Raw genomic sequence first — 25887 nt, 5'->3', positions numbered from 1 at the left:
TAGTACTCACCTAATAAAAACAAGGAGTAGTCATGAATATTACGTTGATTGGTCTAGGCAAAATGGGTTCAGTTTTAGCTCAACGATTATTAGCAGCCGATTTTAATTTAACTGTATTTAATCGTACAGCCGAAAAAATGATACCGTTAGTTAAAGCGGGCGCTAAAGGAGCAAACACCATTGAAGACGCTGTAAAAGATGCAAAAATTATTATTACTTGCCTTCTTGATGATCATGCAGTTTTAGAAACTACTAAAAGTTTTATTCCTAAGTTGCATCCTGAGGCTATTCATGTGGGCACATCGACTATATTGCCGGAAACATCAAAAAAATTAAGTGAGTTGCATAAAAAGCAAGGCAGTATCTACCTTGCTGCGAATGTTTTAGGTGTTCCAAAAGTGGCTGCACGGGGCGAACTCACTACGCTTGTTGCAGGTCAGAAAGAAATAATTGAACAATGTAAATCCGTATTTGCCGCATACTCCATCAAAGTAATTTCTGTAGGTTCACAACCTTTTCAAGCAAATGTAATTAAAATATGCATGAATTATTTTCTTGTAACCGCAATAGAAGCTATGGGAGAGCTCTATGCATTTGCTGAAAAAAGCGAAGTTGATACATCTATTCTTAATACATTGTTTCATTCTGTATTTGCTCACCCCGCCTTTCAACTTTATGTCGATAAAATCAAAGAACGTGACTTTGATGATGTAAATTTTGATATGAAAGGAGGGTTGAAAGACTTAAATTTATTTCAACAAGCTTTTACTCAGGTAGGAGTTGTTCCTGATATAGCCAACATTATCAAAGATAAATTTATTATCGCCGTAGCTCATCATATGGAAAACAAAGATTGGAGCGGAATCACTGAAATAACACGTTTGCAATCGAATATTTAATACCAACCTTATGGCTCCTCCAATGAAAATATATAATGTAGCCTGGGTACAGCGCAGCGGAACCCGGGATCTTGGCTTGATTACTTCTCGATCCCGGGTTCCGCTGCGCTGCAATAAACGTCCATTTAATGAGGCTTGTTTATAGTCAGTGCCTTCCATTTTTTTAAAAGGGTTTGGCGACGTTCAGGATAATTCGTTTCTGTGAGATTTAATTCAATAATGCGATCTGTTCGAAAATGTCGAAAATCCTGCCTTAGCTCGCACCATGTAATAAGAATACGGACCTGATCAAAAAATCCCAGAGCCAATGGCCAAATCATTCGTTGTGACGCGTTTTCATTGACATCCTGGTAGGTCAATTGAAGTTTCTTCTCCAATCGTATTGCTTTTCGAATCAAAATTAAATCAGAATCCTTGCTTTCAGCGATGTGTCCCGGAGCAATAAGGAGTCCAGAGATTTCTAACTGTTCACGCAATTCATTTGGAAGCACCGCTGCGATTTTAGCCAGGGCATTTTGTGCTGCAGATTTAAGTTGGGTGTCTGTTCTATCCGCAACCCAACGTGAGCCAAGAACTATAGCTTCGATTTCATCCGCAGTAAACATGAGCGGAGGGAGAGTAAATCCTGAGCGTAAAACATATCCCATACCCGCTTCTCCCTCAATTGGAGCTCCCTGCCCTTTCAACGTTGAAATATCGCGATACAAAGTACGAAGGCTAATCCCTAATTCTTGCGCAAGAGATACTCCGCTTACTGGAAAACGATGACATCTTAATAGCTGAATTAAATCCAATAATCGTTCAGTTCGTGACATTATTATTGCAGCGAACCTGCAGGAATCGAATTTTTATCAGCAACATCATCGTTCAATACTTCTTCAGAATTGAATTTTTGTATGATGTTATCCGCTATTTCTTTTGCTTTTGTGTAGAGTGAAGAGGTAACATAATTCATGGGTAAATCACTAAGCTCAGCCAAATAGGACTTGGCTGCGGTTAAACTTGTCAATCCAGCTGAGCTTAAGATTGAATTGACAGACTGACCTTGATAAGCATTATTAATCATGGCATCAGAGAATGGCATTAGTTTTTCTGCGACGAGTAAATTCAATAAAGCTTCTTTATAGTTATCAGCCTTATAATAGATGAGACAACAAAGTAAATAGCCTGGCGTCCAGTATAACGCTGCAAGTTGTGTTGCATAAATCAAAGCCTCAGCTAGTTTATTCCTCTGAAAAGCATTTTTATACAAAGCATTAAGCGCTGGGAAATAACCAAGTTGCGCAGCACATTTCAAATAAGCAGGAGCATATGACATGTAGATGGGATTCCCTGATGATTGATGAAAGTTACATTGAGCATAAATAAAAATTCCTTTGAGTAATTCAAAAGTATGTAATGTTACTTGTGGTTTATACTCATGAGTTTTTGCTCGCACTTCAGCTTTTTTATCATTTTCATCTACGGGGTTATGGGCATGACCGCATAAACGCCATCGTTCATTCCAAAAGGGGATTAGCTCTGACTGTTTGCATAAGGCATCAAGTTTTGGATAAGTAAAAGTCGCTCTGATTAATAAACCCAAATCAATATTTTCAATTAGGCTTACCAGAGTTGATGTAGCTGGGGCAACAGACATCTTGCTAGGCTGAAGTTGCTCAATTAATACCAACAAAGGATTCAGAGTCCTAAGCTCTTCTTTATTTAGCTTTAAAAACTCAGTGAACGGCATATAATTCATAACATACCTTTGCGTTTAAATTCCATCGATTATAAAAAAAAGGGATATTTATTTCCAGATTGTTTGTAATTTTTACCTGAATAAATAAATATCTCTTTATGCAAATTGGATCAATATCCAATTATATAGTTTGCACTGTAATGAGAGATGGACTTGTTTCTTCAACTTTATTTCTGCTCGCTAGGGCTTCTGATTTTTTAACAATAACAGGTAAACTGATATTTTCGTCAACCCTTGGAAGAAATCGCATCGCCTCGCTAAATGAGTCCTTTTTAACTGAAGGGGTCTTTTGGGAATGAGGTTTATTAAAAAATCCAAATAACTGGCTTTTCTTGAGTGACTCAACTGTTTCAGGTAAAAAAGCATTGTCCTCAATTTTATTCACTTTTTCTCTTTTGGGCTCGGTTGGAATTTCTTCGACTGTTATTTTAGGCGCGCTAATTGGAGCTCTTGCGTCTATTGCTTCAGGCTTATTAATTTTTTGGGTCATCATCTGACAACGCTCAGGATTTGGTAGTGAGCCAAAATGCTCATGGAGAAACTCTTCAAATCGTTTTGGTGATAAGCCAAAATCTGTATTCGAGCGCTCTTTTATCAGATCTTCAACGGCTTTATTTATCTTTTCAGGAGGAACACCAAGGTAGTTAACTGTAAAAAAGACCGCAAGTTGAGTTGCATTCATCACATTGACATTAAGACTGGATACAATAGCTTTTCCTGTAACTGGATCTTGAGAAATTGGCATATAGTTTGTCAATGCACATACAGACGAAACAACTCCACCGATAGTAATAGGTACCTGACCGCTTCGAGGCAAAAAGCTAGAAACAGTTGGAGCCGCTTCAGCAGTTGGAGCAGTTGAATCACTTGGCACAGTTGGACCAGTTTTACTTTTATTATAATATGTACCCTGCGCTGCCCCGATAATAAATAAATCATTTTTTGCAGTAGACCATCCTAATTTACAACTTTCTTTAGTACCTGTAACATGATTTTTATCGAAATAAGGAATGATTTCTTCTTTAAGGCTGTCACTTAGAATTTCCGGAAGTCCACCTAACTCATAAGGTTCTTGCCCAATACAATTGAACAGATAATCCACTGTAAAGTTATATTTCGGCGGTTCATTTTCTTTTTCCGAAACACCAATCAAAAGTTTCCCTTCCTCCCCATTTTCACCATGAACATAAGAAATAGAGGTGATCGATCCCTTCAGTTGGACTGATCGACTGTTCACTATAATTGCATTAACTCGGGGACCTGCCTCGATTGCTAATTCAAAACCACTTCGGCCCACCCAGGCTACTGGTTTCGCAGTAAGAGCAGCCACTTCCATTGCCCATGCAGCAGTTGCACCTCCTCCATAAACAAGAACAGTTTTATCTTTGCACTTTTCAACGACCGGTGTAAGAATATCGGTATAGTTTAAAACCTTGGCTTGTGCATCTGGTGAACTCAAACCTTTTTTTAAATTTTCTTCAAGTGTTCTTGCAGGACCAGCCCCAGTTGCAACGATAATTTTATCTACAGGAAAAGAGTGGCCACTAGCAGTTTCTATTTTTAAATGACCATTATCTTTTGATCTATCGATTCTTTTCACGCGTTCTTTGTCGGCAATGAATACCTCTTTTCCTTGAGTGTGCAGCGAGTCTACTGTCGCTTTCTCCAACTCGATCAATCTGGACTGATAATTATGGGAGTGTACATAAGCTGAACTAGGTTGGTGTGGTAAGATTCCATGTGTTTGATCATGTTCAGCAGGATCAATAAATTCGTAACTAGGCTCATGTGGCATAGCGAAAATATGATGAGGTTGAGCTAATCTGTGCGCTGCTATACCCCAGTAACCGCGATCGCCTAATACCAAAACATGAGAATACTCTTTTCCTATATCTTGTGTATAGAGATAGGTCAGTGCAGCAGTGCCTCCACCTATGACGGCTAATATCTTGCCCGTTTTAGCAGACGTCTGAAACTCATCTATAGAGCCTATTATTTTGCTGTTTGTGTTACCTGCCTTACTATCTTTTAAAACAGTAGGTTTGTCAGTAGAAAGAAGGGATTTAATTTGTTCTTTACTTTGCATATATACTATCCTAGAAAACAAGGAATGCACAAAATAAATACATTTTGACATAAAATTATTAACAAATTATTAAGTCAATCTCTTTTATGTGAATTTTTGTCTGATGTGTTTATCATGGAACAATGAAGTGGTTAAAAATAGAAAATCCAGTGCATGACAAGTAGATTACGAATGCTGTTCAGAAGATTGCTATAAAAATTCGCAAAATAATTTCGATATCTCTGGTATCAATTCACATCTCCTCTATTTTCCTTATAACGCTAATGGTATTGTACAAGTCTATAAAACTTAGGACTGCATTAAGTTCATCAAGCTTATCTTAAGGGAAGACGAGATGATAAAAAATGTTCATGAGATACAGATGAAAAAGTATCATTTTATTACTTTATTATACCTTACTTCACTTTTACTCTCTTTTCCTGCATCCGCAATAAATAAAGTCATTAATTTAGATATTGCTTATAAAACAGTCTATTTCGCTAATAGGCCCGCTAAAGCGATTGCTGTAAACAATCAAATACCTGCACCTACCTTACATTTTAAAGAAGGGGATCAGGTAACGATTAATGTGTACAACCACCTCGATAAAGGAACGGCCATACATTGGCATGGTGTCTTGGTTCCTTGGCAAATGGATGGTGTAGAAGGTGTATCTCAAACTGAAATTCCACCGGGTGGTGTTTTTCACTATCAATTTACTTTAAAGCAATCCGGTACTTATTGGTACCATGCCCACGCGGGCTTACAAGAGCAACAGGGTTTGTATGGAGCATTTTTGATTGATCCCAAGAAACCATCTCCTTATGCTTATACTAAAGATTATGTGATTGTTTTATCAGATTGGATTAATACCAAACCCGAGCATGTTTTAGCCAATCTTAAAAAAGATGGGGATTATTATGCTCCTCGCTTTCCACTACAACCATCGCTGGTAAAATTTATTCATGATTATCAAAAAGCATCTAAAAAAGAACGACAAAGCCTTCTTGATGATTATAAAAGCATGCAACAAATGCGTATGAGTCTTTATGATATAAGTGATGTCGCTTTCGATGCGTTTTTAATGAATGGTCATCCTAACGCAGATCCATGGACCGCACCCGTGAAAGTAGGTGATGTCGTTCGCTTGCGCTTTATTGATGCAGGTAGCAGTACGATTTTCCGAGTCAAAATACCTGGTTCGATAATGAGAGTCGTGCAAGCTGATGGAAACGATGTAAAGCCCTATTCCCTTAAAGAATTAACAATTTCACCTGCTGAGACCTATGATGTTTTAGTTAAAATAGAAAAAAATGAGCCCTACATTATTTATGCAGGTTCAAAAGATACTGTAGGAACTGTCTATGGTGCTTTAAAAACAGGAGCAAATCAAAGCGTTGACTACAGTCAAGTAAAACCATTCCCAGAACCCATTCCGGTCACAAGAGAAATGATGAATATTATGATGGGTGGCATGCATCACGGCACTCTACCTATGACGCAAAAAGGGCAAAATACAGCAAAATCTTCAATGAAACCAATGCAGTCCATGAAAATGGACCATAGAATGCATAAGAATCACTCCATGAATATGAAAATGGACCATAATATGAATATGAGTCATTCCATGAGCATGAAAATGGACCATAGTATGAATATGAGTCATTCCATGAACATGAAAATGCCCACTGAGCCCACTCGATTTAAAGATACCATAGCCCCTTCTGATTCATCCTATATGACTTCACTGGAAACAAATTATCGTGATTTAACTGCCGCAATCCCAACCAATAATCCCAATAAACCTGTAGAAGGAGTAATTAATTTGGAATTATTTGGCTACATGGGCCAATTTATTTGGTTTATTAATGGAGTTCCTGGTTATAAGGCGAAGCCCATACACTTAAAACCTGGCAAACGGTATCGTTTTGTATTTACAAATACATCCATGATGCATCACCCAATGCACATTCATGGCCATTGGTTTATTCTACGCACGGGAAAGGATGCCTTTGATCCTTTGAAACATACACTTGATGTTCCCCCTGGAGGTACCATAACTGCTGATGTAGACACTGATGCAAGCGGCCAATGGTTCTTCCATTGCCATATGCTTTATCACATGATGACTGGAATGAATCGAGTCTTTCAATATACAACCATAGTTGAAATCGCTGAACACAAAGCCAAACCAGAAGACATTGAGAAAAATACTGATTATTATAACCGCCCCATTATACGGGTCGATGAAGCAATGAGGCCGATTAATTTGCATTTACTAAAGCATCCCATGGCCCATGGAGGAGGTTTTTGGTTTGCAACTTTAGTCGATGTAAGTGCCGATCCTTTGCATAATGCGCAACAGCTTACTTACAAGGGTATGTATGGTCCTGACTACAATAAATTAGAATTATTCATCAATGACGCTGAAATTTATAAGGACACAGTCGAAAACGCTGATGTTGATATATTTTACTGGCATCTAATCAGTCAATTTTGGGCAGTAAAAGGGGGTGTGAACTATTTTAATCAACCTGCCACGCGACCTTATTGGCAAGCAGGCCTTGGTCTTGAAGGGTTAATGCCATTTTTTATTGATACAGATATAAGAACTTATTTTTATGGTGGCAGCGCTAAATTTGATATTGAGTTATCGCGGGATACCCAAATTACCAATAATTTCTTGATCAGAGCAGGTATTCGCAGCATTTTAGCAACCAAAACGGTAGTTAACGCCCAAATTGGCAGTGGCTTGAATCAAATGCGTTATACTGTAAGGCCCTATTACCGTCTTATCCCCGGTATCAATTTATATGTTGAATATGAAAATGAGCATGATTACGGTGCATTTAAAACCCTTGAAGATACAAGTACTTCTCCAGATATCTCCAATACAGTTTCATTAGGAGCCTCTTTCCTCTTTTAATTCTCAGTCTCTTAGCTCAAGTAAAGAATCTTGGGAGAGAGACATATTTAGCTGAAAATAGCTTTTCGGTGAATTGTGTAGAAGATTGAGAGCAGCTAAACTACGTTTAAAAAATTGGAACTATGGATGTCTACATTGAGGAATACACAAGGAATACTCATTGAAACTACAAATAAATTATTTGATGTGTTCAGTAAGTTTATCCTGTTGCTTATTATCGTATGTATTTTTGTTCCCTTCTCCCCCAAAATGCCAGCTCCGGGAATTGACCCTTCATGGGCACTGGGTTTAAATCAAGCAGTTGCTCAAGGGTTAGCTTTCGGCAAAGAGATAATATTTACTCTAGGCCCTTATTCATCTCTTTATACAAAAACCTATCACCCAGCAACTGATTTTTTGATGATTACTGGATGTCTTTACTTAGCTCTATCCTACTGGGTATATCTCCTTTTTTTAATGAAACCAAGTCGATGGTACTGGACTCTAATTTATTGTGTGCCTTTTTTAGGTATGATGTATGCTCGAGATTCTCTATTTTTTTCTTACCCCTTACTTGCAGGATTAGTCAGCTTTAAGATCCTCTTTTTTTTAAAGAATAAAATTGAAAATCATTATCTTTTTGTATTTACTTTTTTTCTATTTGCCCCATTTGGCTTAATGACATTAATCAAAGGCTCAATGCTCATTATTTGCCTTCTTACGCTTATTATTTGCTTTATCTTTTTTCTTGCGCACAATAAAAAAGAACTGGCTTTGAGTTGCCTGGTCGCCCCTGCAGTTTCAACCGTTATATTTTGGCTTGTAGCAGGACAACCTTTATCCTCTTTACCTAAGTATCTCACCAGTTCCTTCTTTATTGCATCAGGATTTACTGAAGCAATGTCTTCCGATGGAAATATAAATGAGGTCATTTTCTATTTGCTTACTTGTTTATTAATTTTCTTAGCCATTTCATGGCGGAAACAAATGCCACGAGGAACAAAAATATTCTTACTGAGCATGTATTTTGTTTTTTTATTTGTTTCTTTTAAAACAGGTTTTACGCGTCATTCTGGCCATGCATTTATACCTGGAACCTCTATCTTGCTTGCAGGCCTTTTTTTACTCTTTATTTTTAATTCATGGCCCAGTTATTTACTTATTTTTGTATCATTAAGCAGCTGGTATTATATTAATAGTCAGTATACCCACATATCAATTCACGATAATTTCATTTCTACTTACTCCACTGCCTGGCATGGTTTAAAAAGCAGAATACAAGACCCTTACTGGCTAGAAAAGAACTTTACTTTCACGATGAATTTCTTGCGGGAGCAAGCCGGCTTCCCCATTTTACAGGGAACTACTGACATTTACTCATACAATCAAACCTACCTAATATCCTCACAAAATATTTGGTCGCCGCGTCCAATCTTTCAGAGTTACTCGGTGTTCAGTCGAGGCTTAGCTGAAGACAATAAAAAACATCTTCAAGGAGAACATAAACCCGATAATATCATTTTTAAGATTGAACCCATTGACCAACGAATTCCCTCACTGGAGGATGGTGCAAGCTGGCCCTTATTACTAACTGCTTATCAGCCCACTCATTCAACTAATCATTTTTTGTTTCTCCGTAAAAAGGATCATCCTCATCACACAAACCTCACTTTATTAAAAAGAGAGTCCCATGTCCTTGGGGAACAAGTTGATATACCCGACAAACAGCTGCTGTTTGCTGAAATTGAATTAAAACCAACGGTATTGGGGGTTGTGGCAGCTATTCTCTTTAAACCACAACAATTGCAAATCACTCTGAAGTTAGGCAATGGCACCTCAAACCACTACCGTCTTGTTTCCAACATGGCTAAATCAACTTTTCTGCTCTCACCCCTTATTGAAAATACTGTTGAATTCTCATTACTTTATAAGGAAAATAATAAATTAGAGACAAAAAGAGTAAGATCCATGGTTATTACCACATGTCAGAGAAACAATTGGCATTGGAATAATACTTATGCCATCAATTTTAAGCATATTCCTGCCCATTAAGGAAATATATTCAAGAGAAAAGCCCTCTCATGAGAGGGCTAGGATTTACTCGTCTCCATACTGAATCAAAGTAGCCAAGGCTCATTTATTTGTGTAAAGAATACCCTTCATCAAGCCAGCCTTGTAAACCGGTTTCCAATGAGGAAACATTCGTGTAGCCCATTTTTTGTAAGTTGTCTGCAACCAGTGCACTTCGAAAACCGCCACTACAATACACAATCACTTGAGTATTCAAATCAGGAATTTTCTTTTCAATATCTCGTTCAATAACGCCTTTACTTAAGTGCATTGCAGTTGAAATATAACCTGTTTCCCATTCATTCATCTCGCGCACATCAACAAGCTGCATGGACTCATGGCGATCAATTTTTTCTTTTAATTTTTTGGGGGCTATTTCTTTAATATGTTTTTTTGCTTCTGTTACCAATGCTAAAAATCCCTGTGAATGTTGTTTCATTTGCTTCTCCTGGCGCTTTAGTTATATCACATTATCAATTTCCAGAAACTGGTCATTATGATAAACAACTTAATTATTAGGATGGGTTACTTGCGGATTCGTTTAAACCAACTTTTTAACTCAGGCCAAAAAGCAATTACACTTATAATAAGGGTAAACAAAATAACCGCAACTACCATTTGAACAACAGGAAACTTCAGTTCCTCACGTCCCACAAACCAACTTGCAATAGCTCCTGATATCACAAAAAACAATCTTAAAAGCCCCTGAAGCATACATCATTCTCCAAATAATTCATGTGCTTAAAATTACACTCCATGTAAGTTTAAAATATTATTCATTTGTCTTAATAAGCCTCAAAAACTCTGTTTTAAGAATGTTTGAAAAATTGATTCATTTTTATTATTTTTTTCTTCGTACGTATAATAAAGCCATAACACATGATGCTTTACGCGATAATTCATCACTGCCTCGGCTGGTCAGAATAATAGGAACATGGGCTCCTAATACCATACCAGCAGCTTCAATATGGGATAAATAAGTCATTTGTTTGTAAAGCATATTACCTGACTCAACATCAGGGACTACTAAAATGTCCGCATTACCAGCAACTGGTGAAAAAATACCTTTTTCACGTGCTGAATCCATAGAAATAGCATTATCAAATGCTAATGGACCATCTAAGATACCCCCAGTTATCTGACCACGCTCCGCCATTTTACATAGAGCAGTAGCATCAAGTGTAGATGGAATTTTTTCATTTACAGTTTCCACTGCTGAAAGAATTGCAACATTAGGAGTACCTAATTCGAGTGCATGGAAAAGATCAATTGCATTTTGCACTATGTCACGCTTCTCACTGAGATTGGGGAATAGATTGATTGCCGCATCGGTTAAAAAAATAGGCTTTGGATAATTCGGTACTTCGAGAGAGAATACATGGCTCATACGGCGCCCAGTGCGCAAACCATTTTCCTTGGCGACAATTGGCTTCATCAATTCTTCGGTATGAAGTTTGCCTTTCATTATCGCCTCAACTTTTTGTGTTATAGCCAATTTTACTGCTTTTTCTGCTGCTTCAGTGCTGTGTTCTGTTGCAATGAGTTCATATGACGAAATATCAATATTGGCTTCTTTTGCAGCATCAAGAATCTTTTGCTTCGGACCAATAAGAACAGGAATAATTAAACCCTCTTCGGCAGAAGCAATTGCACCTTTAAGTGACAATACATCTACAGGATGTACTACAGCTGTTTTAAGGGGTTTTAGTGAGTTTTTTGCATTAATTAAGCGATGATACCAATGCTCCCGTCTTGGTTTCAGCTCTACTGTGGATAGCTCGATACGTTTTCTCTTTATTTTAATTGTTGGTGCAATAACTGTTGCAAGGCCACGAATCACTATTTTTCCCAATTGATTGACACACTTACAATCAAGCTCAACAATATTGTTTTTTGGTATTTTCTTCACCACTTCCAGTGTTACGGTAATTGTATCGCCAGGACTCACTGGATGTTCAAATTTTAAAGTTTGATCTAAATAAATGGTTCCAGGCCCAGGTAGTTCAGTTCCTAAAACAGTAGATAAAAGTGATGCCCCCCACATTCCATGAGCAATAATTTTATGAAACATGTGACTTTTAGCATATTCTGCATCAACATGTTCCGGGTTCACATCCCCTGACACGATAGCAAAAAGCTCAATATCTTCTAGGGTTAATGTGCGTATGAGTTGCGCTGATTTGCCGATTTTAAGCTCGTCAAAGACATGATTTTCAATATAGCTCATCTGTTTGCCTGCACTATGTAAAAGTTGATGCAACAATTTAAAAAAATTATTGCATTTAAATGAAAGGAGCGTGCCTCATATTTGGCTTGAGGCACAATTTACAGATTTATTTTATATGTTCGATTTTTATGTCTCGAGATTTTCCCTTAGCTTCTGCTTTTTTAGGCAGATCAATCCAAAGCATTCCTTTTTTGAAAGTAGCCTTAGTCTTATCAATATCTACTGTAGAAGGTAATGAGACCGAGCGTTCATATTTACCATAACCAATTTCTCGAGAAATATATTTTTTATTTTCATTTTTTTTAGAAGTAGATTTTTCACCTGTAATCGTAAGTACATTCCCGCTAAAAGACACTTTTATGTCTTTTTCATCCATACCGGGCATTTCCATTTGAATGGTAAAATGATCCTTATCCTCAACAACATCCATTGACGGCATAAGATTCAGACTCTCAAATTGTGATAAATTCTTATTTGACGCAAACACATCATAAAAATCATGAAATGCTTTATCAATTTCCTGTTGAAGATTTAAAAAAGGATTATGGGGATTTTCGATTAAAAAAGGGCTTCCTTTTTTCCATTTTAGTAGCGTATTCATGGTATGCTCCGTCGAATGTAATTTTTATCCATTAATAAAATTTGAAAATACACCAACGTATAGTTTGATATACAAAAGTAAATTGTCAAGTCAAATCATTTCCAATATTTAGTCTACATTATAATCAATATAATTTTATTTTATTGTTCAAAATGATTTAAGGAAGAGATGATTATGATGCATGCTATGGTTATGGAAAAATCAGGACAAAATTTAATCTATAAGGAAGTAAAAAAACCTGAACCCAAAGAAAATGAAGTGCTCATTAAAGTGCGAACCTGCGGTATTTGTCGAACGGATCTTCACGTTGTCGATGGAGAACTAAATAATCCCAAACTACCTCTTATTCCCGGTCATCAAATCGTAGGCATCATTGAAAAAGTTGGTGCTTCAGTCAGTCAGTTTGCAATTGGACAGCGAATCGGAGTTCCCTGGTTAGGTGGAAGTTGTCAAAAATGTGCATTTTGTTTATCAGGGCGTGAAAACTTATGTGATGAGGCTCGTTTTACGGGTTATCAAATTGATGGCGGATTTGCAGAATATTGTGTGGCAAACCACCAATTTTGTTTTCCTATACCCGATGGTTATTCCGACGATCAAGCCGCCCCTCTTTTCTGTGCTGGATTAATTGGGTATCGCGCTTTAATGAAAACAAACAAGGCCAAACATTTGGGATTATATGGTTTTGGCGCAGCAGCTCATATTCTTATTCAGGTAGCACAAAAACAAGATCGAAAGATATATGCCTTTACCAGTCCAGGAGACAGACAAGCCCAGGAATTTGCTTACAAATTAGGTGCAACTTGGGCAGGTGACTCAGATAAGCCCTCGCCAAATTTACTGGATGCCGCAATCATTTTTGCTCCTGTAGGGGCTCTTGTTCCTCTTGCTCTTCGTAACACAATCAAAGGTGGAGTCGTAGTCTGCGCTGGAATCCATATGAGCGACATCCCTAGTTTTCCTTATAGTATTCTTTGGGGGGAGCGAACTCTATGTTCTGTCGCGAACCTTACCAGAAAGGATGGCGAAGAGTTTTTGTCATTAGCTCCGAAAATCCCCGTTAAAACGGAAGTTCATACGTATCCATTAGCTGAAGTGAATCAAGCACTTGCAGATCTACGTCACGGACGGTTTACTGGAGCAGCAGTTATTACGCTCTAAAACGAGTTCTGGCTAAGGAATGAATAGAATCGATGTAGGTTGAAGCAGAGTGTAGCGCCCTTCAATCAAAATATCATTCGACTTAAAAAACAGACATATTTCTTGATTTGATTGATAAGATTTGGGACTATCCAAATGCAGTGCTCTCTATTTTTTATTAAAGGGAATTATTATGTTTCAACAAGCAATAGTGCGAAAACCATCACCTAATTTGATTCATGGGTTAACCTCTACAACGGAGTTAGGTCAACCTGACTATTCAAAAGCTCTGAACCAACATCAACATTACATTAATACATTGATCCAGTGTGGTCTAGAAGTAACTGTTTTACCTGTAGCAGATACGTTCCCTGATTCATGTTTTGTTGAAGATGCTGCACTTCTTACAGATCGATTCGCACTGCTTACGCGCCCTGGAGCCCTATCAAGACAAGGAGAGGTTAATCTAATTGAACCATGTATCCAAACCTTTTATAAAGAACGAATCCATATAATAGAAGCTCCTGGAACATTGGAAGCAGGAGATGTCTTGCAAGTTGAAGATCATTTTTATATAGGTATTTCACAACGTACCAACAGAGAGGGGGCAAGCCAACTGTCTGCCTTGCTGACTCAGTATGGCTATAAAAGTACATTCGTAGAACTTAAAAAATTTCTGCATTTAAAAACAGGAATTTCCTATCTGGGTAATGGATGCTTGCTGGTCCATGGTGAATTAGTGAATCATTCTGCTTTTACCTCATATGAACAATTAATTGTTGAGGAAAGTGAAGCTTATGCAGCCAATTGCATTAGAGTTAATAACAGCGTCATTATGCCTCAAGGTTTCCCTCGATCCATAGAAATGGTTCGGAGTTCAGGTTTTCAAATTAGCCTCGTAGATGTGAGTGAGTTTCGTAAAATTGATGGTGGTTTAAGCTGTTTATCATTGAGATTCTAATGAATAAAAAGCTGACCATTTTTAGTTTGACCCTAATGACTGTCGGCTCAGTAGACAGCATTCGTAATTTGCCTGCTGCAGCATTAGTTGGCACAGAAATTTTTTGGTATTTTGGTCTGGCATTTTTTTTCTTTTTATTACCCAGTGCCATTGTTTCAGGATGGTTTTCCTCTAAGTCTCATGAAGGAATTTATGGGTGGGTAAAAAATAGTCTGGGCAGAAAACCGGGCTTTATCGCCATTTGGTTTCAATGGATGCAAAACATTCTTATTTACCCTACATTTTTCAGCTTTATAGCAGGGACATTTTTGTTTTGCATTGACCCCAGTCTTATTGGAAATAAAACGCTTCTTTTTATTATGATCAATCTTCTTATTTGGTGCTTAACTTGGATTAACATAAAAGGACTTCATTTATCCAATCGATTAACAGTTTTTTGCTCCATAGTTGGACTTTTACTTCCATTCCTTTTAATTTTGGGTATAGGACTTATTTGGATCATTTACCATCCTCAATCCCTAAAACTTATCACACCTTCTCATCAAGATTCATGGGCTTCTTTAACCGCAATCATTCTTTCTTTTTGCGGTATTGAAATTGCTTGTGTTCATGCTCAAGATTGCAAACCCGGTGCTTTGCCTAAAGCCATTGCAATCTCGGTGATTATTATTTTTGTTACAATGCTTTTTGGCTCATTAACTTTAGCGTTATTGCTTTCCCCGCAGCAACTGAATTTTATTAGCGGCATACCTGAGTTATTTCAAGTTTTTTTTACCCAAATCCAATTTGCAAAACTGAGTTTGGTTGTCAATTTCTTAATCGTTCTCGGGTGTATTGGTTGCGCGAATAACTGGCTTATTGCGCCCCTTAAAGGTCTTTTATTTGCGAGCAATGAACTCGATAACTCAACAAATCAATCTTCTACTAAATTCCTGGTTATGCAAGCATGTGGTGTATCCCTTATTAGTACTTTTTTTTTGCTATTTCCCAGTATTAATACCTCCTATTGGTTCATGATTACTCTGGCCACACAAATGTATTTATTTATGTATGGACTCCTGTTTGCAGGGGCAATACGTTTAGCATGGAAAGAAAAAAAGCAGTTTTATAAGTTCATTATTTTATTTTCTATTATGGGTTTTATTGGGATCATCATTTCGCTTACAGTAAGTTTTACCCCCCCTGCTTCATTAAAATATGGATCACTACTTCAGTATGATTCATTAATTATTGGGTGTTTGGTGTTTATTACTCTCTTATCTATTTTATGGAAGAAACTTCTTTTTCAAAGGGATATAGAAAAATCGCTGGAAAATGCAACCAGCTTTCGCTAATTATGTATCAATAAATTAACATCTTGATTTCTCTGGTTATTACTAAAGCAAGTGCTTTACTTTAAGTTCAAAAAAGTTTATAATTTGAACAGGCTTATATACTGGAGTTCCTCGTGGCAACTACATCCTCACCCACTCAATCTTCCCCAATGGCGTTGACTTCAAGCCAGCTTGAACAATGGTTTGCAAACATAGAAAAAGGCAATAGGTCCACTACAGAAACAACTTCTTCTTTAGCAGCTCAATTTCTTGCTCGTTTTGGACTAAAAGATGCCGCCCAGGTACTTGAATTTCTTAAAACAGCTGGCGGTAACGAAACCATAAATATGATCGCTCAAGAAATCATGAAAGAAGAGGCACAAATTCAATTTATCAGGGAAAAAAATGCAGAAGAACTGCTCCGTCAGCAAAGTTTACTTTTCCTTCTTATGTCATTAATTGCTAAGAGTAAAGCACAAACAGAACATGTGAGCGAACAAACACAACAACAAATCGATCAAAAGCTTAAGGAAGCAAGAGCCGAAGGGAAAAAAGGCAACAACTCCATTGCTACGAATATGGTTGACGCCAACATACGTGCCAATAAGATTCAAGAGCTTGATAAAGAGCTAAGAAAATTAGAAGAAGACTTACTTGAAGTAGAAGCAGAGTTAGAAGCCCTTGAAGAAGAAGTGTTGTTAATGGAAGAAAATCATGCTTATCTCACGGACGATCTGGATCAGCTTAACGCCTATCTGCTAGTACCTCTATTCAATAATCAGCCAATGACTCACTATGTTGCCCATGCAAATCAACAAATAGCAAGCTTGACAACACAACTTGCCGCTCTTAGAGTACAGCAAACAGCACTAATTCCTCCCACTTCACGTGATACCACAGAAGTACAGCTGACTAAAGAACGTATTGATAGAAGAATTCGCATGTTGGAAGATCGGCTTTCCTTTCATCAAACTCAACTCCAGCAGCCTCCTCAGACTTCTGAACAATTATTCCAACAATTACTTGAGCGGGTCAGGGTTCGATTAAATGAACCGGAACAGATACATGAATCACCCACATACCATGCACGTGAAATAGAAGCTTTAAGATTACAAGAACGCGGCTTTTCCCAAGCGCTGCAAGTTTTGAGAAATGAAAAAATTCTTCTTAACCCAGAGGGGAGGCAGGTTTACGATTTCAGTGAGGCGGAACACATTATAGATCCGCGTCATATGTCTCGTTTTCGACGGTATGGAGATTCATATGCCTATTTTTCGGAAGATATAACTCCTGAACGCCAATTAAGTGAAGATGACTGGTTGCAAGCAAAGCTAAACTATGAGCAGTCGCGATCTAATATTTGTACCGTTAACTTTTTCTACAACGATCAAATGAAACGTGATGTAGAATCAATTAGAGAACGAACACACTCTTGCCAAAGTCGTGCACAAGCGTTGCTGAATCGCATAGATCAAGTTCAAACAACTAAATTGCAACTTCTGCCAGAAAAAACACCCTTTAGCATGACGCCAAAACCACAACCCAAAAGCAGTTATTCACTCATGTTAGAGCGTTTAGTACCATCTCAGGCTCCGGCTCCACGTCCACAAGATATTCTCAACGCGCGTCATGAACTTGAGGCAGTAGTTCCACCGGAGAGAAAAGGTGCATTAGAAGAACTAATCAATGAAGTCAGACCTGGTGAAATTATGGCTCCAGAGAGAAGATATAGTTGGTTCAACAAATTCAGAATGCTAATGCCTGATATTCCAGTGCCAGAAGAAGATTCAAAGTTAAAATATAAAAAGTAATCCCAGTTGAGTCCACCATGTTCAGATTAATCCGAGGCATTGATGTCTCGGATACCATTCATTTATTCTTATGTTGTAATCTCAATCAACCAATACATTCTTACTTTGTCAGTGGTTACTCCCTTCTTTTTTGATAATTTATTTGACACGAATTAATACTAATTGGTATCATCAGGATAATTAACAATTTATCTCTCACTCTGCAATATATATGAACAATAACTCGAGACATCCAATTTTTTTAAGCAGCTCTGCTGGGTTGGTGCGTGCTATTGTTTCTATCGTTTCAGTTGTAGTGGTGGTCGTGGTGTTCCTCTCCTCGCCCTAGAGTCGCGTCTTTGATTGTTCAGCTTCTCTAGGGAGAAGGCCGAATAATCAAGTGATACGATTTAACAATATTGAGGAGATTCACCATGGGAAATGCACTTGATGCAGACGCATCGCAGCAACAAAAAACAATAACCTACCGCGCTCTTTTTATCATTAGTTTATGCGCTGCATTTTTATTTTATAAGTACATCCTCCAAAATTTTCCAAGTGTAATGCCTCAACAATTGATGGATACATTTAATCTACAGGGATTAGGTCTTGGTGTTTTATCCGGAGCTTATTTCTGGACTTATCTCATCGTACCTTTATTTGTAGGAATCGTTCTCGATCGCTACGGCACACGATGGGTTACCACAGGAGCAATTTTTTGTTGTGCCTTTGGAATTTATATTTTTTCTCAGGCTCAGGAATTAAACACCGCTATTTGGGGGCGTACCTTGACCGGGGTTGGCGTTTCTTTTGCTTCCATCGCCTATTTCAAATTAGCGGCAGTATGGTTTCCCAAAAAACATTATGCACTACTAACCTCATTACTTGTTACGGCCGCAATGGTCGGAGCAATTTTTGGACAAATGCCGCTCGCATGGTTGATTAGTCAGGTAGGATGGAGGACCAGTTTAGTTTATATGGCCTGGATGGGTATCATACTGGCCTTCTTGTTCTTTTTTATTGTTAAAGACAAACCTTCTTTCTCCATTGAGTCTTTAGAATCCAATACTCGGCATGCTTCTAAAAACCCACATTTATGGCAAGATATTTTATTAATTGTAAAAAATAAACAAAACTGGTTGTTAACAGGATATAGTGGTTTGGCATTTTCTCCCATAGTTATTTTTTGTGGTTTATGGGGGAATCCCTTTTTACAAAAAGCGTATCATTTAGATAAATTAGTTGCCCCATCTCTTATTTCTTTAGTATTTGTGGGACTGGCAATTGCATGCCCCGTATTTGCTTTATTTATTAATCGCATACAAAATCGCTGTGCGTTTATATTTTACAGCACAATAATTTCTGCTTTATCTATTAGTTTGGTCATTTATGCCCACCCCATGCCCATTTGGCTATTGAGCGTATTACTTTTTCTATTTGGTTTTAGTTTGGGAGCATTTCCAATAGTTTTTGTAATCGGGAAAGAATCCAATCCATTATATCTGGCTGGTACAGTAACCTCTTTAATCAATGCAAGTGACGCCTTCCTGGATGCAATTACTGAACCTGCAATAGGGAAACTTCTCGATACATTTAGTAATGTAGATGTCTCTCACGATTTTTCTCTATTTAGTTATCATATTGGCTTGGCTGTTTTACCTTTATACCAAATCATCGGTGCATTTTTGATGAGGTGGGTTAAAGATGAATATCGTGCAGTTCATTAAAAAAGGGTTCATTAAGCCTTAATTGAGGCTTAATGAACCCTCAATGATTTCTACGCTTTCAGCATGAACATATACCCAGGCAAATACACCTGAAGCTAACTTTACTTTGACTCGTTTATAATCTTCAACCTCGTAAGAATCTGCTTTCTTTAACTCTTCGATACTCACATCAAATACCATCCCTTCTATGCTGTCTGTAAATTTTCCAGTATATGTAATAATGGGGTGTTCCTCTTCACCGCTTGTAGCAATCACATCCACATCTTTAATTTTTATTTTAGACATGCCGAATCCGGGAAGAACATCTGCTGTTCCATGTAATTTTCGTCCAAAATTACTCAGCTGCACTGCATCATAACGTAACGTGCCATAGGAAAATAATTTTTCAGTATTCATTACTTCTACTCATCAAAATAATTAGCGATTATCCAGATTTTTTTAGCAATGACAAGACGGAGAAGAACATACGGAGTAAGCACATCTATTTTTGTCTACTTGCCCTGCTTCATGCACGCATCCAGCGGATCGCGGATAAATACTTAACCACCACAAATGTTAATTCTGAGTTATCCCCTTAAAATCTGAATAATATAGGGTATTGGATTTGCATTATCATTCGTTAAAACTATTTATTTTAGTTATAAGATTGATGGAGGTATTCTCTTCTACGTTAGATTTAAAAAAAGTAGCCCCTGTATCTTGCAAACGATTCAGAAGACGACTTAAATCGTCCTGCAAAATACATGGTGTTTCCTTGATTAAGGGCAACCATCGTTTGTCGTCCAGCGAAAAAACTCTGTTTGGCCCCAAACCATCACGAACCATTTGGTAAATTAAATTTTCAAGAAAACGTGCACCTAAAGTATCACAAGTTTTGCTCTTGATTAATTCATTAATTTTTACAGAGCAATTGAAAAGCGCAGAAGATACTCTTTCCCTTTTTTCTGTATTGGCAATTTTGGCTGTTATTAAACTTTGAGCATCAGTAATATTAAAGAAGCTATATTCTACCCCTAATTCATTTTTAAACCCTTCTTTATCATCATAATATGAAGCGATTGTTTCGCCACGAACAAAAAAACCAGTGTTTTGACATAATTCAGCTACCGCAGGTTCAGCCGTAAATAGCTCTACTTTTTTTACACGATTTTCTTGCAGAATATCTGTGAGAATTTTTTGCAAAGCTTGAGTAGCTTCTGCCTGATGTTCCGGCATATGGAGCTGGATTGACATGAAGCCAATGTGTCGAATTACAGAGTTATCCGGTTCAACATCAAGAGTTAGTAAGGGTTTTTCTTGAAAATAGGCAGTATATTGACTGTTCACCCGTTTAACTGTAATAGCGTTGTTATTTGCCGACTGCAATGGTGGAATAACTTCCTCATATTTTAAGCTTGGTAATTTAGAAGCGGCTTTAACTAATTCATCATCCAAAAAACGACAAATATAGCGCTCAATGAGATAAAAATTCCCCTCGTTATTGCGCCGCTGCAACCAATCAGGAAAAACAGCTTCCTCAGAAAAATCTTTGTCTGCTATATGAAAAGCTGCTAAATTTCCACCACTTTGAGTCAACTGTATTCTTTTAATACCTGCTAAACGCACGATTTTTTCAAATTCCTGATAAAAGAATTTTGCATATCCTTTGCCCTGATAATCCTTGTCAATGCCCATTGAGCAATATTCTGCGATATGTTGATGCTGATTTTTACCAAACTTAATTCGTCTTACTCCAACAATTTTCTCTACATCATCGATTTTATCAATAAGCACATAGATATCGCTCGTTTTTGCCATATGCGCATAATGCGACCTAAACTCTTCTTGGGTCTGCTTGGTGAAGGACATCCATTGGATAACGTGATCTTGCATCCATATTTTCCATATCGCCTCATAATCATCGGGTTCAGCTTTACGAATATAGGGGTGCGGCATATTTTTTCTCATTAACCATGACATAAATATTCATTTATTATATCAAGCGGCATTGAATTGATCAATTTTTAGTCATTTTGCACCTTGTATTTTGGTTTCTTAAAGGGAGCTGCCATGAATGAATAGAAAGGTGTTAGAATGAATAATAAGACAATACCATAAAAAATAACCTCTTGACCTGAGCCTATAATAGCAAATAAAACATAAACACAAGCTAAAATAAAAATAACCATCGCTTTGATAAAGTCACTCTTTGTATCCGTTTTTTTAAATTGGCGAAAGGACACCATAGCAGCAACGGTAGTGTAAAGATAGGGGACTAAAATACATAGATTAGACAAGGTGACAAGCAAGGTAAACTGAGAAGTCAGCAGTTTGGAGTAGTTCATTCCCAATAAAATCGTCATAATTAACGATGAAATAATAATTGACCAATAAGGCGTCTGATATCGCGATAATTTTGCAAGAAAACTTGGTAATAACCCATCTCTTGCTGTCGCCATAGCGGCCTGACTTGTAATGAATAAAAAACCAATAATTGTACATAAACAGGAAATAATAGCTGCTAAAGCAAAGATTTGATTTGTTAACTCACCAAAAATCACCCTACCTGCTGCAGCAAAAGGGGCTGGGTTATTCACTAAAAATTTCGACGAAAACATCCCCATAATTGCTATTGTACTTAATATGTAAATAAGTGCAGTAATAAAAGTTCCTAGCACGGTAGCCCGATAAATAGTTCTTTCTGGGTTTTTAACATTTTCTGCAGGAATTGTAGCTGACTCCAATCCTGCAAAAGCAAAAAAAGTTAACATAGCAACATTAGCTAATGTAGTAATATTAGACTGTCCTGAAACATTAAAATCAGAAAGATTAGCGACTTGCACATGAAATAAACCTGCAATTGAAACAAGCACAATAGGAACTAATTTAATAATTGTGGTGGCAACCTGAACAATCTTGACTTCCTTTATACCAATAATATTAAGTAAAGCTATGCACCAAATAATTGCGCTCCCAACTAGAAATGCTAAAAAATGATTAGCCTGAATTGCCGGCCAAAAGATAGTAAGATAGGCCAATAGAGCAACAACAGTGGCTGCGTCACCAATGATATTACCCAGTAAATAAGCAATGCTGACTTGATATCCAGCAAAATCACCTAACTGATGTCGACAATAAGCATAGAGACCTCCGACTAAAGGCATCCGCTGACTTAATTTACCAAAAATGATTGCTAATAAAATAGAACCCAAAGCGGTAATTACCCAACCTAACAGGCTTATACTGCCAAAAGATGCAAGAGAAGATGGCAAAAGAAAAATTCCAGATCCAACCATATTGCCAATAACAAGTGAAGTACTAGCGGGTAACCCCAATATACGTCGTTGTTCCATCTTATCCTCATTTATGATTTATTTTAAATAAAGTTAGTTGCGCAACTAGTTTGCTTTTACTCAAGACTTAGAATTCGCAATTTTGTCATAGATCCATGTCAAACGACCGCATATAATCCCATTAAATGCTCAAAATTTAATTAATGATTTTTATTTTGATGCATCCTTGAGCTTGCTACGACTTTATTACGGCCCATTTTTTTTGCTTGATAAAGTGCTTCATCAGCTTTTGATATTAAGTCATCTATTTTTTTACCATCATAGGGATAAAAGGCAATTCCAATTGATATGGTAACCGAAATAGGTTTTTCCTGATTGATTTCAACTGAAAACTTTTCAATAGATTCACGAATTGCTTCTGCTTTTGATTTGGCCGCATCCATGTTAGCAATTCGTAAAAAAATCATAAATTCTTCACCACCCCAGCGGGATATTAAATCATCTTGTCGACATATTTGACGTATTTTTGCGGCAAACTCAAGAAGAACCTGGTCGCCTACCAAGTGGCCATAGGTATCATTTACTTTTTTAAAATAATCAATATCAATTAATAAAAGAGCAAATGTGAATGGATGATTTTTAGTTTTTAAAATTTCTTTTTGCAAGTACTCTTCAAAAAAGCGTCGGTTATAGACACCAGTTAGACTATCTTGAGTGGATTGGGTTTTTAGAACATCACGCAGCTTAATATTGTATATACTTAATGCAGACTGTTCGGAGATAATTTGTGCCAACGCAATCAATCGTTGGTTATCTGTATTTAAGCCAAATTCAACATAAAATAATCCTAGCATTTCATTTTGCGCAAATAAAGGCAAACAGACATAGCTTATAGGTTTTTTTTCACCTTTTTTAATATGGTTACACAAAACACCTTCCGTTGTATCAGAAATATAATAAGATTGATGTCGTAGTAAAGAGAGGCAATCCTTAGGTATAAAAAGGAATAAATTAGAAACCGGTTCCCCCCAGCTCAGTACCCTGCTAATCAGGTTTAAATTGTCTGAAGAAATAAGATAAACAATCCCCGAAGTTCCTGATAAAATTCGCTTACTGTAATTTTTAATTATTTCAATCGCATCGTCCATAGAAAGACTTGATTGCAATAAACTCATTAGCTCTTTCAATAACTCCAGCTCTTTATTTTGAATTTCAAGACTTTTAACTACATTTTCCAGTTCTACTTTAGACTCTTCAAGTTTTCTTTCATTATGAATACGTTGATGAACATTGATTGCAAAATGGCTCACACCAATAAGTTCGCCCTCCGAATCATGGATAGGATTGTAATGTATTTCAAAATCTAGCCCTTCATATCGTTTGTCTTTAAATGACTCAATTACTGTGAATCCAGTACCTTTCATTGCTCTTTCCCAAAGCGACATAACTTTTGTTTGATTTTCAACACTCATTTTCTGTAAAAGCGATCTGAAATTCATACCAATTTCCAAATCAACTTTAAAAATACGATAAACTTCACATTTATACATTGTATTAAATGCAATAAAATCATAATTCAAATCAATTGCGGCAACCAAATCACTGCTTCCTTCAATAATTCCTTGCAAACGCTCGCGTGCATTTGCGAGTTCAGTTTGCGTTCGTTTTAATTTTTCAGAGTTCCCCTTTATAAACTGCAGTGTATGAATTAAAAATCCAGAAAGCAGAGCCATAACTATTCCAATGATCAAGATCATAGTGGGAAAAAAGGAAGTAATAACCTGATTTTGAAGGGCAATGGAAGGCCAAAGAATGATCCTCCACTTTTGTCCATATAAGGGAAGTGTAATACTGTGTTTCCAACTTTTGTAAAGCTTATGATCTCGAGGGGCATTGGTATATAAAAGCCCGGAAGTATCATAGATACTCAAATTATATCCTTGAATATCCATTTTTTTTAAAATATCTTTTAAAAATGCCGTTGTATTTAGAATCCCCACCATAAATCCCTGGAAATAGTTTTCTTTCAGCATGGGGCTAAATAGTAAAATCACTTTGTTTCCCTCAACCAAATCAAACTGGGAGCTTATTTGTAACTCGTTTTTTGCTACACTTTTTAGCATTTCCCCACGTCGATCAGGATTATTAAAAAGCCCATATTCTTTTATGAATTCATTACCTTCTTCGGGAACTATCCAACGTATCGTATATTTGTTATCAACCCATCCGATTGCTCTGTAACCCGGCTGATCATGAATATAGCGCATCAGATCCGCTCGCCATTCACTTTCAGGGGTAATTTGCCGATGTAGCCAACGATAAGTAATTCTTGAAAATGAAGAAGCGAGCTCTGCTGTATGCGACTCAACCACATCCTCTACATTTTCAACTTTCAACTGTAATAACATATTTAACGAGTTTTCCTGATTTTTTTTAGTGAACTGCCATCCCAAAACAGTGATGTTTAAAATCACGAAAACTGTTATTAAAGGAAGGGATACGAATGAATGCTTTACATTCTTTGAATTAATATAGGAAATGATTGCCAAACTTAAAAAGATCAAACCCAAAGAAGTATAAATTGAAATCCTCATCCATCGTCCAACGCCAAAATGTGTTGCGAACTCAATAAAGTGATTGGTAGTTGCAATAAATCCTAAACTTAAGGTAAAAAAAACACCCAATAAACACAACCAAAGCCAGTAATTGGAAAAATGAAATGAAATAATGAGGAAACACAGAGCAATAATTATAAAACTTAAAGCAATACTTGATGCCATATTGCCTGGGTAGTTATGAGAATCCAGTGAAAAGACTTTCATAAAGAATGTATCAATCCCTAGATTAACCTTTAAAATGTACTCACATAGAATAACCCCGGAAAATAATAAAAGAATACTACTTAAGACTCGGCTAAATTGAATAAATCTCCTATTTAAACAAATTAATGATGAGCCTGCCAAAATAAAGCCAAAAGCCGTAGTCGGCCTCATAAAGATATATCCAGGAAACTCAACTGATAAATGAGCATTGAAATACCTGATGAATAAATCAAAAATACCAGTAAGAAAACAGATTATCCCAGTTAAATTCGTGAAAGCTTTATAATATGTGCTTTTCATCCATACTCTTTTCCTTGGCTATAAATTTAGTATAAGCCAGAAAACGATATGATT

The 25887-nt window shown here is 37.0% G+C and carries 19 protein-coding genes; 8 read left to right on the top strand and 11 right to left on the bottom strand.

The window, feature by feature from the left end:
* Positions 1 to 32 precede the first annotated feature (32 nt).
* Positions 33 to 899 (top strand): NAD(P)-dependent oxidoreductase, encoded by an 867-nt coding sequence (locus tag LXO92_RS10935; RefSeq protein WP_232890974.1) that lies wholly within the window; start codon positions 33 to 35, stop codon positions 897 to 899.
* 125 nt (positions 900 to 1024) lie between these two features.
* Here the strand turns inward: LXO92_RS10935 and LXO92_RS10930 are convergent, their stop codons facing one another.
* The 3 genes from LXO92_RS10930 to LXO92_RS10920 all read right to left on the bottom strand — a co-directional run bounded on the left by LXO92_RS10930 (position 1025) and on the right by LXO92_RS10920 (position 4726).
* Positions 1025 to 1714 (bottom strand): helix-turn-helix transcriptional regulator, encoded by a 690-nt coding sequence (locus LXO92_RS10930; protein WP_232890973.1) that lies wholly within the window; start codon positions 1712 to 1714, stop codon positions 1025 to 1027.
* A gap of 2 nt (positions 1715 to 1716) precedes the next feature.
* Complete coding sequence (locus tag LXO92_RS10925; RefSeq protein ID WP_232890972.1) at positions 1717 to 2640, bottom strand: DUF5630 domain-containing protein; 924 nt, start codon at positions 2638 to 2640, stop codon at positions 1717 to 1719.
* Between the two features lie 121 nt (positions 2641 to 2761).
* Positions 2762 to 4726, bottom strand: coding sequence for an FAD-dependent oxidoreductase (locus LXO92_RS10920; RefSeq protein WP_232890971.1), 1965 nt, complete (start codon positions 4724 to 4726; stop codon positions 2762 to 2764).
* A 334-nt stretch (positions 4727 to 5060) separates the two neighbouring features.
* Between LXO92_RS10920 and LXO92_RS10915 the strand changes: the two genes are divergently transcribed.
* Both LXO92_RS10915 and LXO92_RS10910 read left to right on the top strand, forming a co-directional pair.
* A complete protein-coding gene (locus tag LXO92_RS10915) occupies positions 5061 to 7631 on the top strand; it encodes a copper resistance system multicopper oxidase (protein ID WP_232890970.1) in 2571 nt (856 codons plus the stop codon).
* A 126-nt stretch (positions 7632 to 7757) separates the two neighbouring features.
* Positions 7758 to 9662 carry a hypothetical protein gene (locus tag LXO92_RS10910; protein ID WP_182349620.1) on the top strand — a complete coding sequence of 635 codons (1905 nt, stop codon included), beginning with the start codon at positions 7758 to 7760 and terminating at the stop codon, positions 9660 to 9662.
* A gap of 85 nt (positions 9663 to 9747) precedes the next feature.
* Here LXO92_RS10910 and LXO92_RS10905 read toward each other — a convergent pair whose 3' ends face one another.
* The 4 genes from LXO92_RS10905 to LXO92_RS10890 form a co-directional block, all read right to left on the bottom strand.
* Complete coding sequence (locus LXO92_RS10905) at positions 9748 to 10119, bottom strand: rhodanese-like domain-containing protein (RefSeq protein WP_182349619.1); 372 nt, start codon at positions 10117 to 10119, stop codon at positions 9748 to 9750.
* 86 nt (positions 10120 to 10205) lie between these two features.
* Positions 10206 to 10394, bottom strand: a complete 189-nt coding sequence (locus LXO92_RS10900; protein ID WP_182349618.1) for a hypothetical protein — start codon at positions 10392 to 10394, stop codon at positions 10206 to 10208.
* Between the two features lie 127 nt (positions 10395 to 10521).
* Complete coding sequence (locus LXO92_RS10895) at positions 10522 to 11907, bottom strand: bifunctional enoyl-CoA hydratase/phosphate acetyltransferase (RefSeq protein WP_182349617.1); 1386 nt, start codon at positions 11905 to 11907, stop codon at positions 10522 to 10524.
* A gap of 106 nt (positions 11908 to 12013) precedes the next feature.
* Complete coding sequence (locus tag LXO92_RS10890; protein WP_182349616.1) at positions 12014 to 12508, bottom strand: Hsp20/alpha crystallin family protein; 495 nt, start codon at positions 12506 to 12508, stop codon at positions 12014 to 12016.
* A 177-nt stretch (positions 12509 to 12685) separates the two neighbouring features.
* Here LXO92_RS10890 and LXO92_RS10885 point away from each other — a divergent pair, with 177 nt between their 5' ends.
* From LXO92_RS10885 to LXO92_RS10865, 5 genes are all read left to right on the top strand, one after another.
* Positions 12686 to 13669, top strand: a complete 984-nt coding sequence (locus LXO92_RS10885) for a zinc-dependent alcohol dehydrogenase family protein (protein ID WP_182352812.1) — start codon at positions 12686 to 12688, stop codon at positions 13667 to 13669.
* Positions 13670 to 13841: 172 nt separating this feature from the next.
* Positions 13842 to 14609, top strand: coding sequence for a dimethylarginine dimethylaminohydrolase family protein (locus LXO92_RS10880; RefSeq protein ID WP_232890969.1), 768 nt, complete (start codon positions 13842 to 13844; stop codon positions 14607 to 14609).
* The gene (locus tag LXO92_RS10875) at positions 14609 to 15943 is read left to right on the top strand and encodes an APC family permease (protein ID WP_182349614.1); all 1335 of its coding nucleotides are present in this window, start codon (positions 14609 to 14611) and stop codon (positions 15941 to 15943) included. Before LXO92_RS10880 ends, LXO92_RS10875 begins: the two co-directional genes overlap by 1 nt.
* A 113-nt stretch (positions 15944 to 16056) precedes the next feature.
* Positions 16057 to 17733, top strand: coding sequence for a hypothetical protein (locus LXO92_RS17215; protein WP_182349613.1), 1677 nt, complete (start codon positions 16057 to 16059; stop codon positions 17731 to 17733).
* Positions 17734 to 18146: 413 nt separating this feature from the next.
* Positions 18147 to 19439 carry an MFS transporter gene (locus LXO92_RS10865; RefSeq protein ID WP_232890968.1) on the top strand — a complete coding sequence of 431 codons (1293 nt, stop codon included), beginning with the start codon at positions 18147 to 18149 and terminating at the stop codon, positions 19437 to 19439.
* Between the two features lie 18 nt (positions 19440 to 19457).
* Here the strand turns inward: LXO92_RS10865 and LXO92_RS10860 are convergent, their stop codons facing one another.
* The 4 genes from LXO92_RS10860 to LXO92_RS10845 form a co-directional block, all read right to left on the bottom strand.
* Complete coding sequence (locus LXO92_RS10860; protein ID WP_182349611.1) at positions 19458 to 19835, bottom strand: gamma-glutamylcyclotransferase family protein; 378 nt, start codon at positions 19833 to 19835, stop codon at positions 19458 to 19460.
* 216 nt (positions 19836 to 20051) lie between these two features.
* Positions 20052 to 21311, bottom strand: a complete 1260-nt coding sequence (locus LXO92_RS10855; protein WP_232891097.1) for a GNAT family N-acetyltransferase — start codon at positions 21309 to 21311, stop codon at positions 20052 to 20054.
* Between the two features lie 131 nt (positions 21312 to 21442).
* Positions 21443 to 22771 (bottom strand): amino acid permease, encoded by a 1329-nt coding sequence (locus LXO92_RS10850; RefSeq protein ID WP_182349609.1) that lies wholly within the window; start codon positions 22769 to 22771, stop codon positions 21443 to 21445.
* Between the two features lie 140 nt (positions 22772 to 22911).
* Complete coding sequence (locus LXO92_RS10845) at positions 22912 to 25833, bottom strand: diguanylate cyclase (RefSeq protein ID WP_232890967.1); 2922 nt, start codon at positions 25831 to 25833, stop codon at positions 22912 to 22914.
* Between the last annotated feature and the right edge of the window lie 54 nt (positions 25834 to 25887).

Source organism: Legionella resiliens (assembly GCF_021344005.1).
GTDB classification, from domain to species: Bacteria; Pseudomonadota; Gammaproteobacteria; order Legionellales; family Legionellaceae; genus Legionella; species Legionella resiliens.
This window is presented reverse-complemented; position numbering and strand designations above follow the sequence as displayed.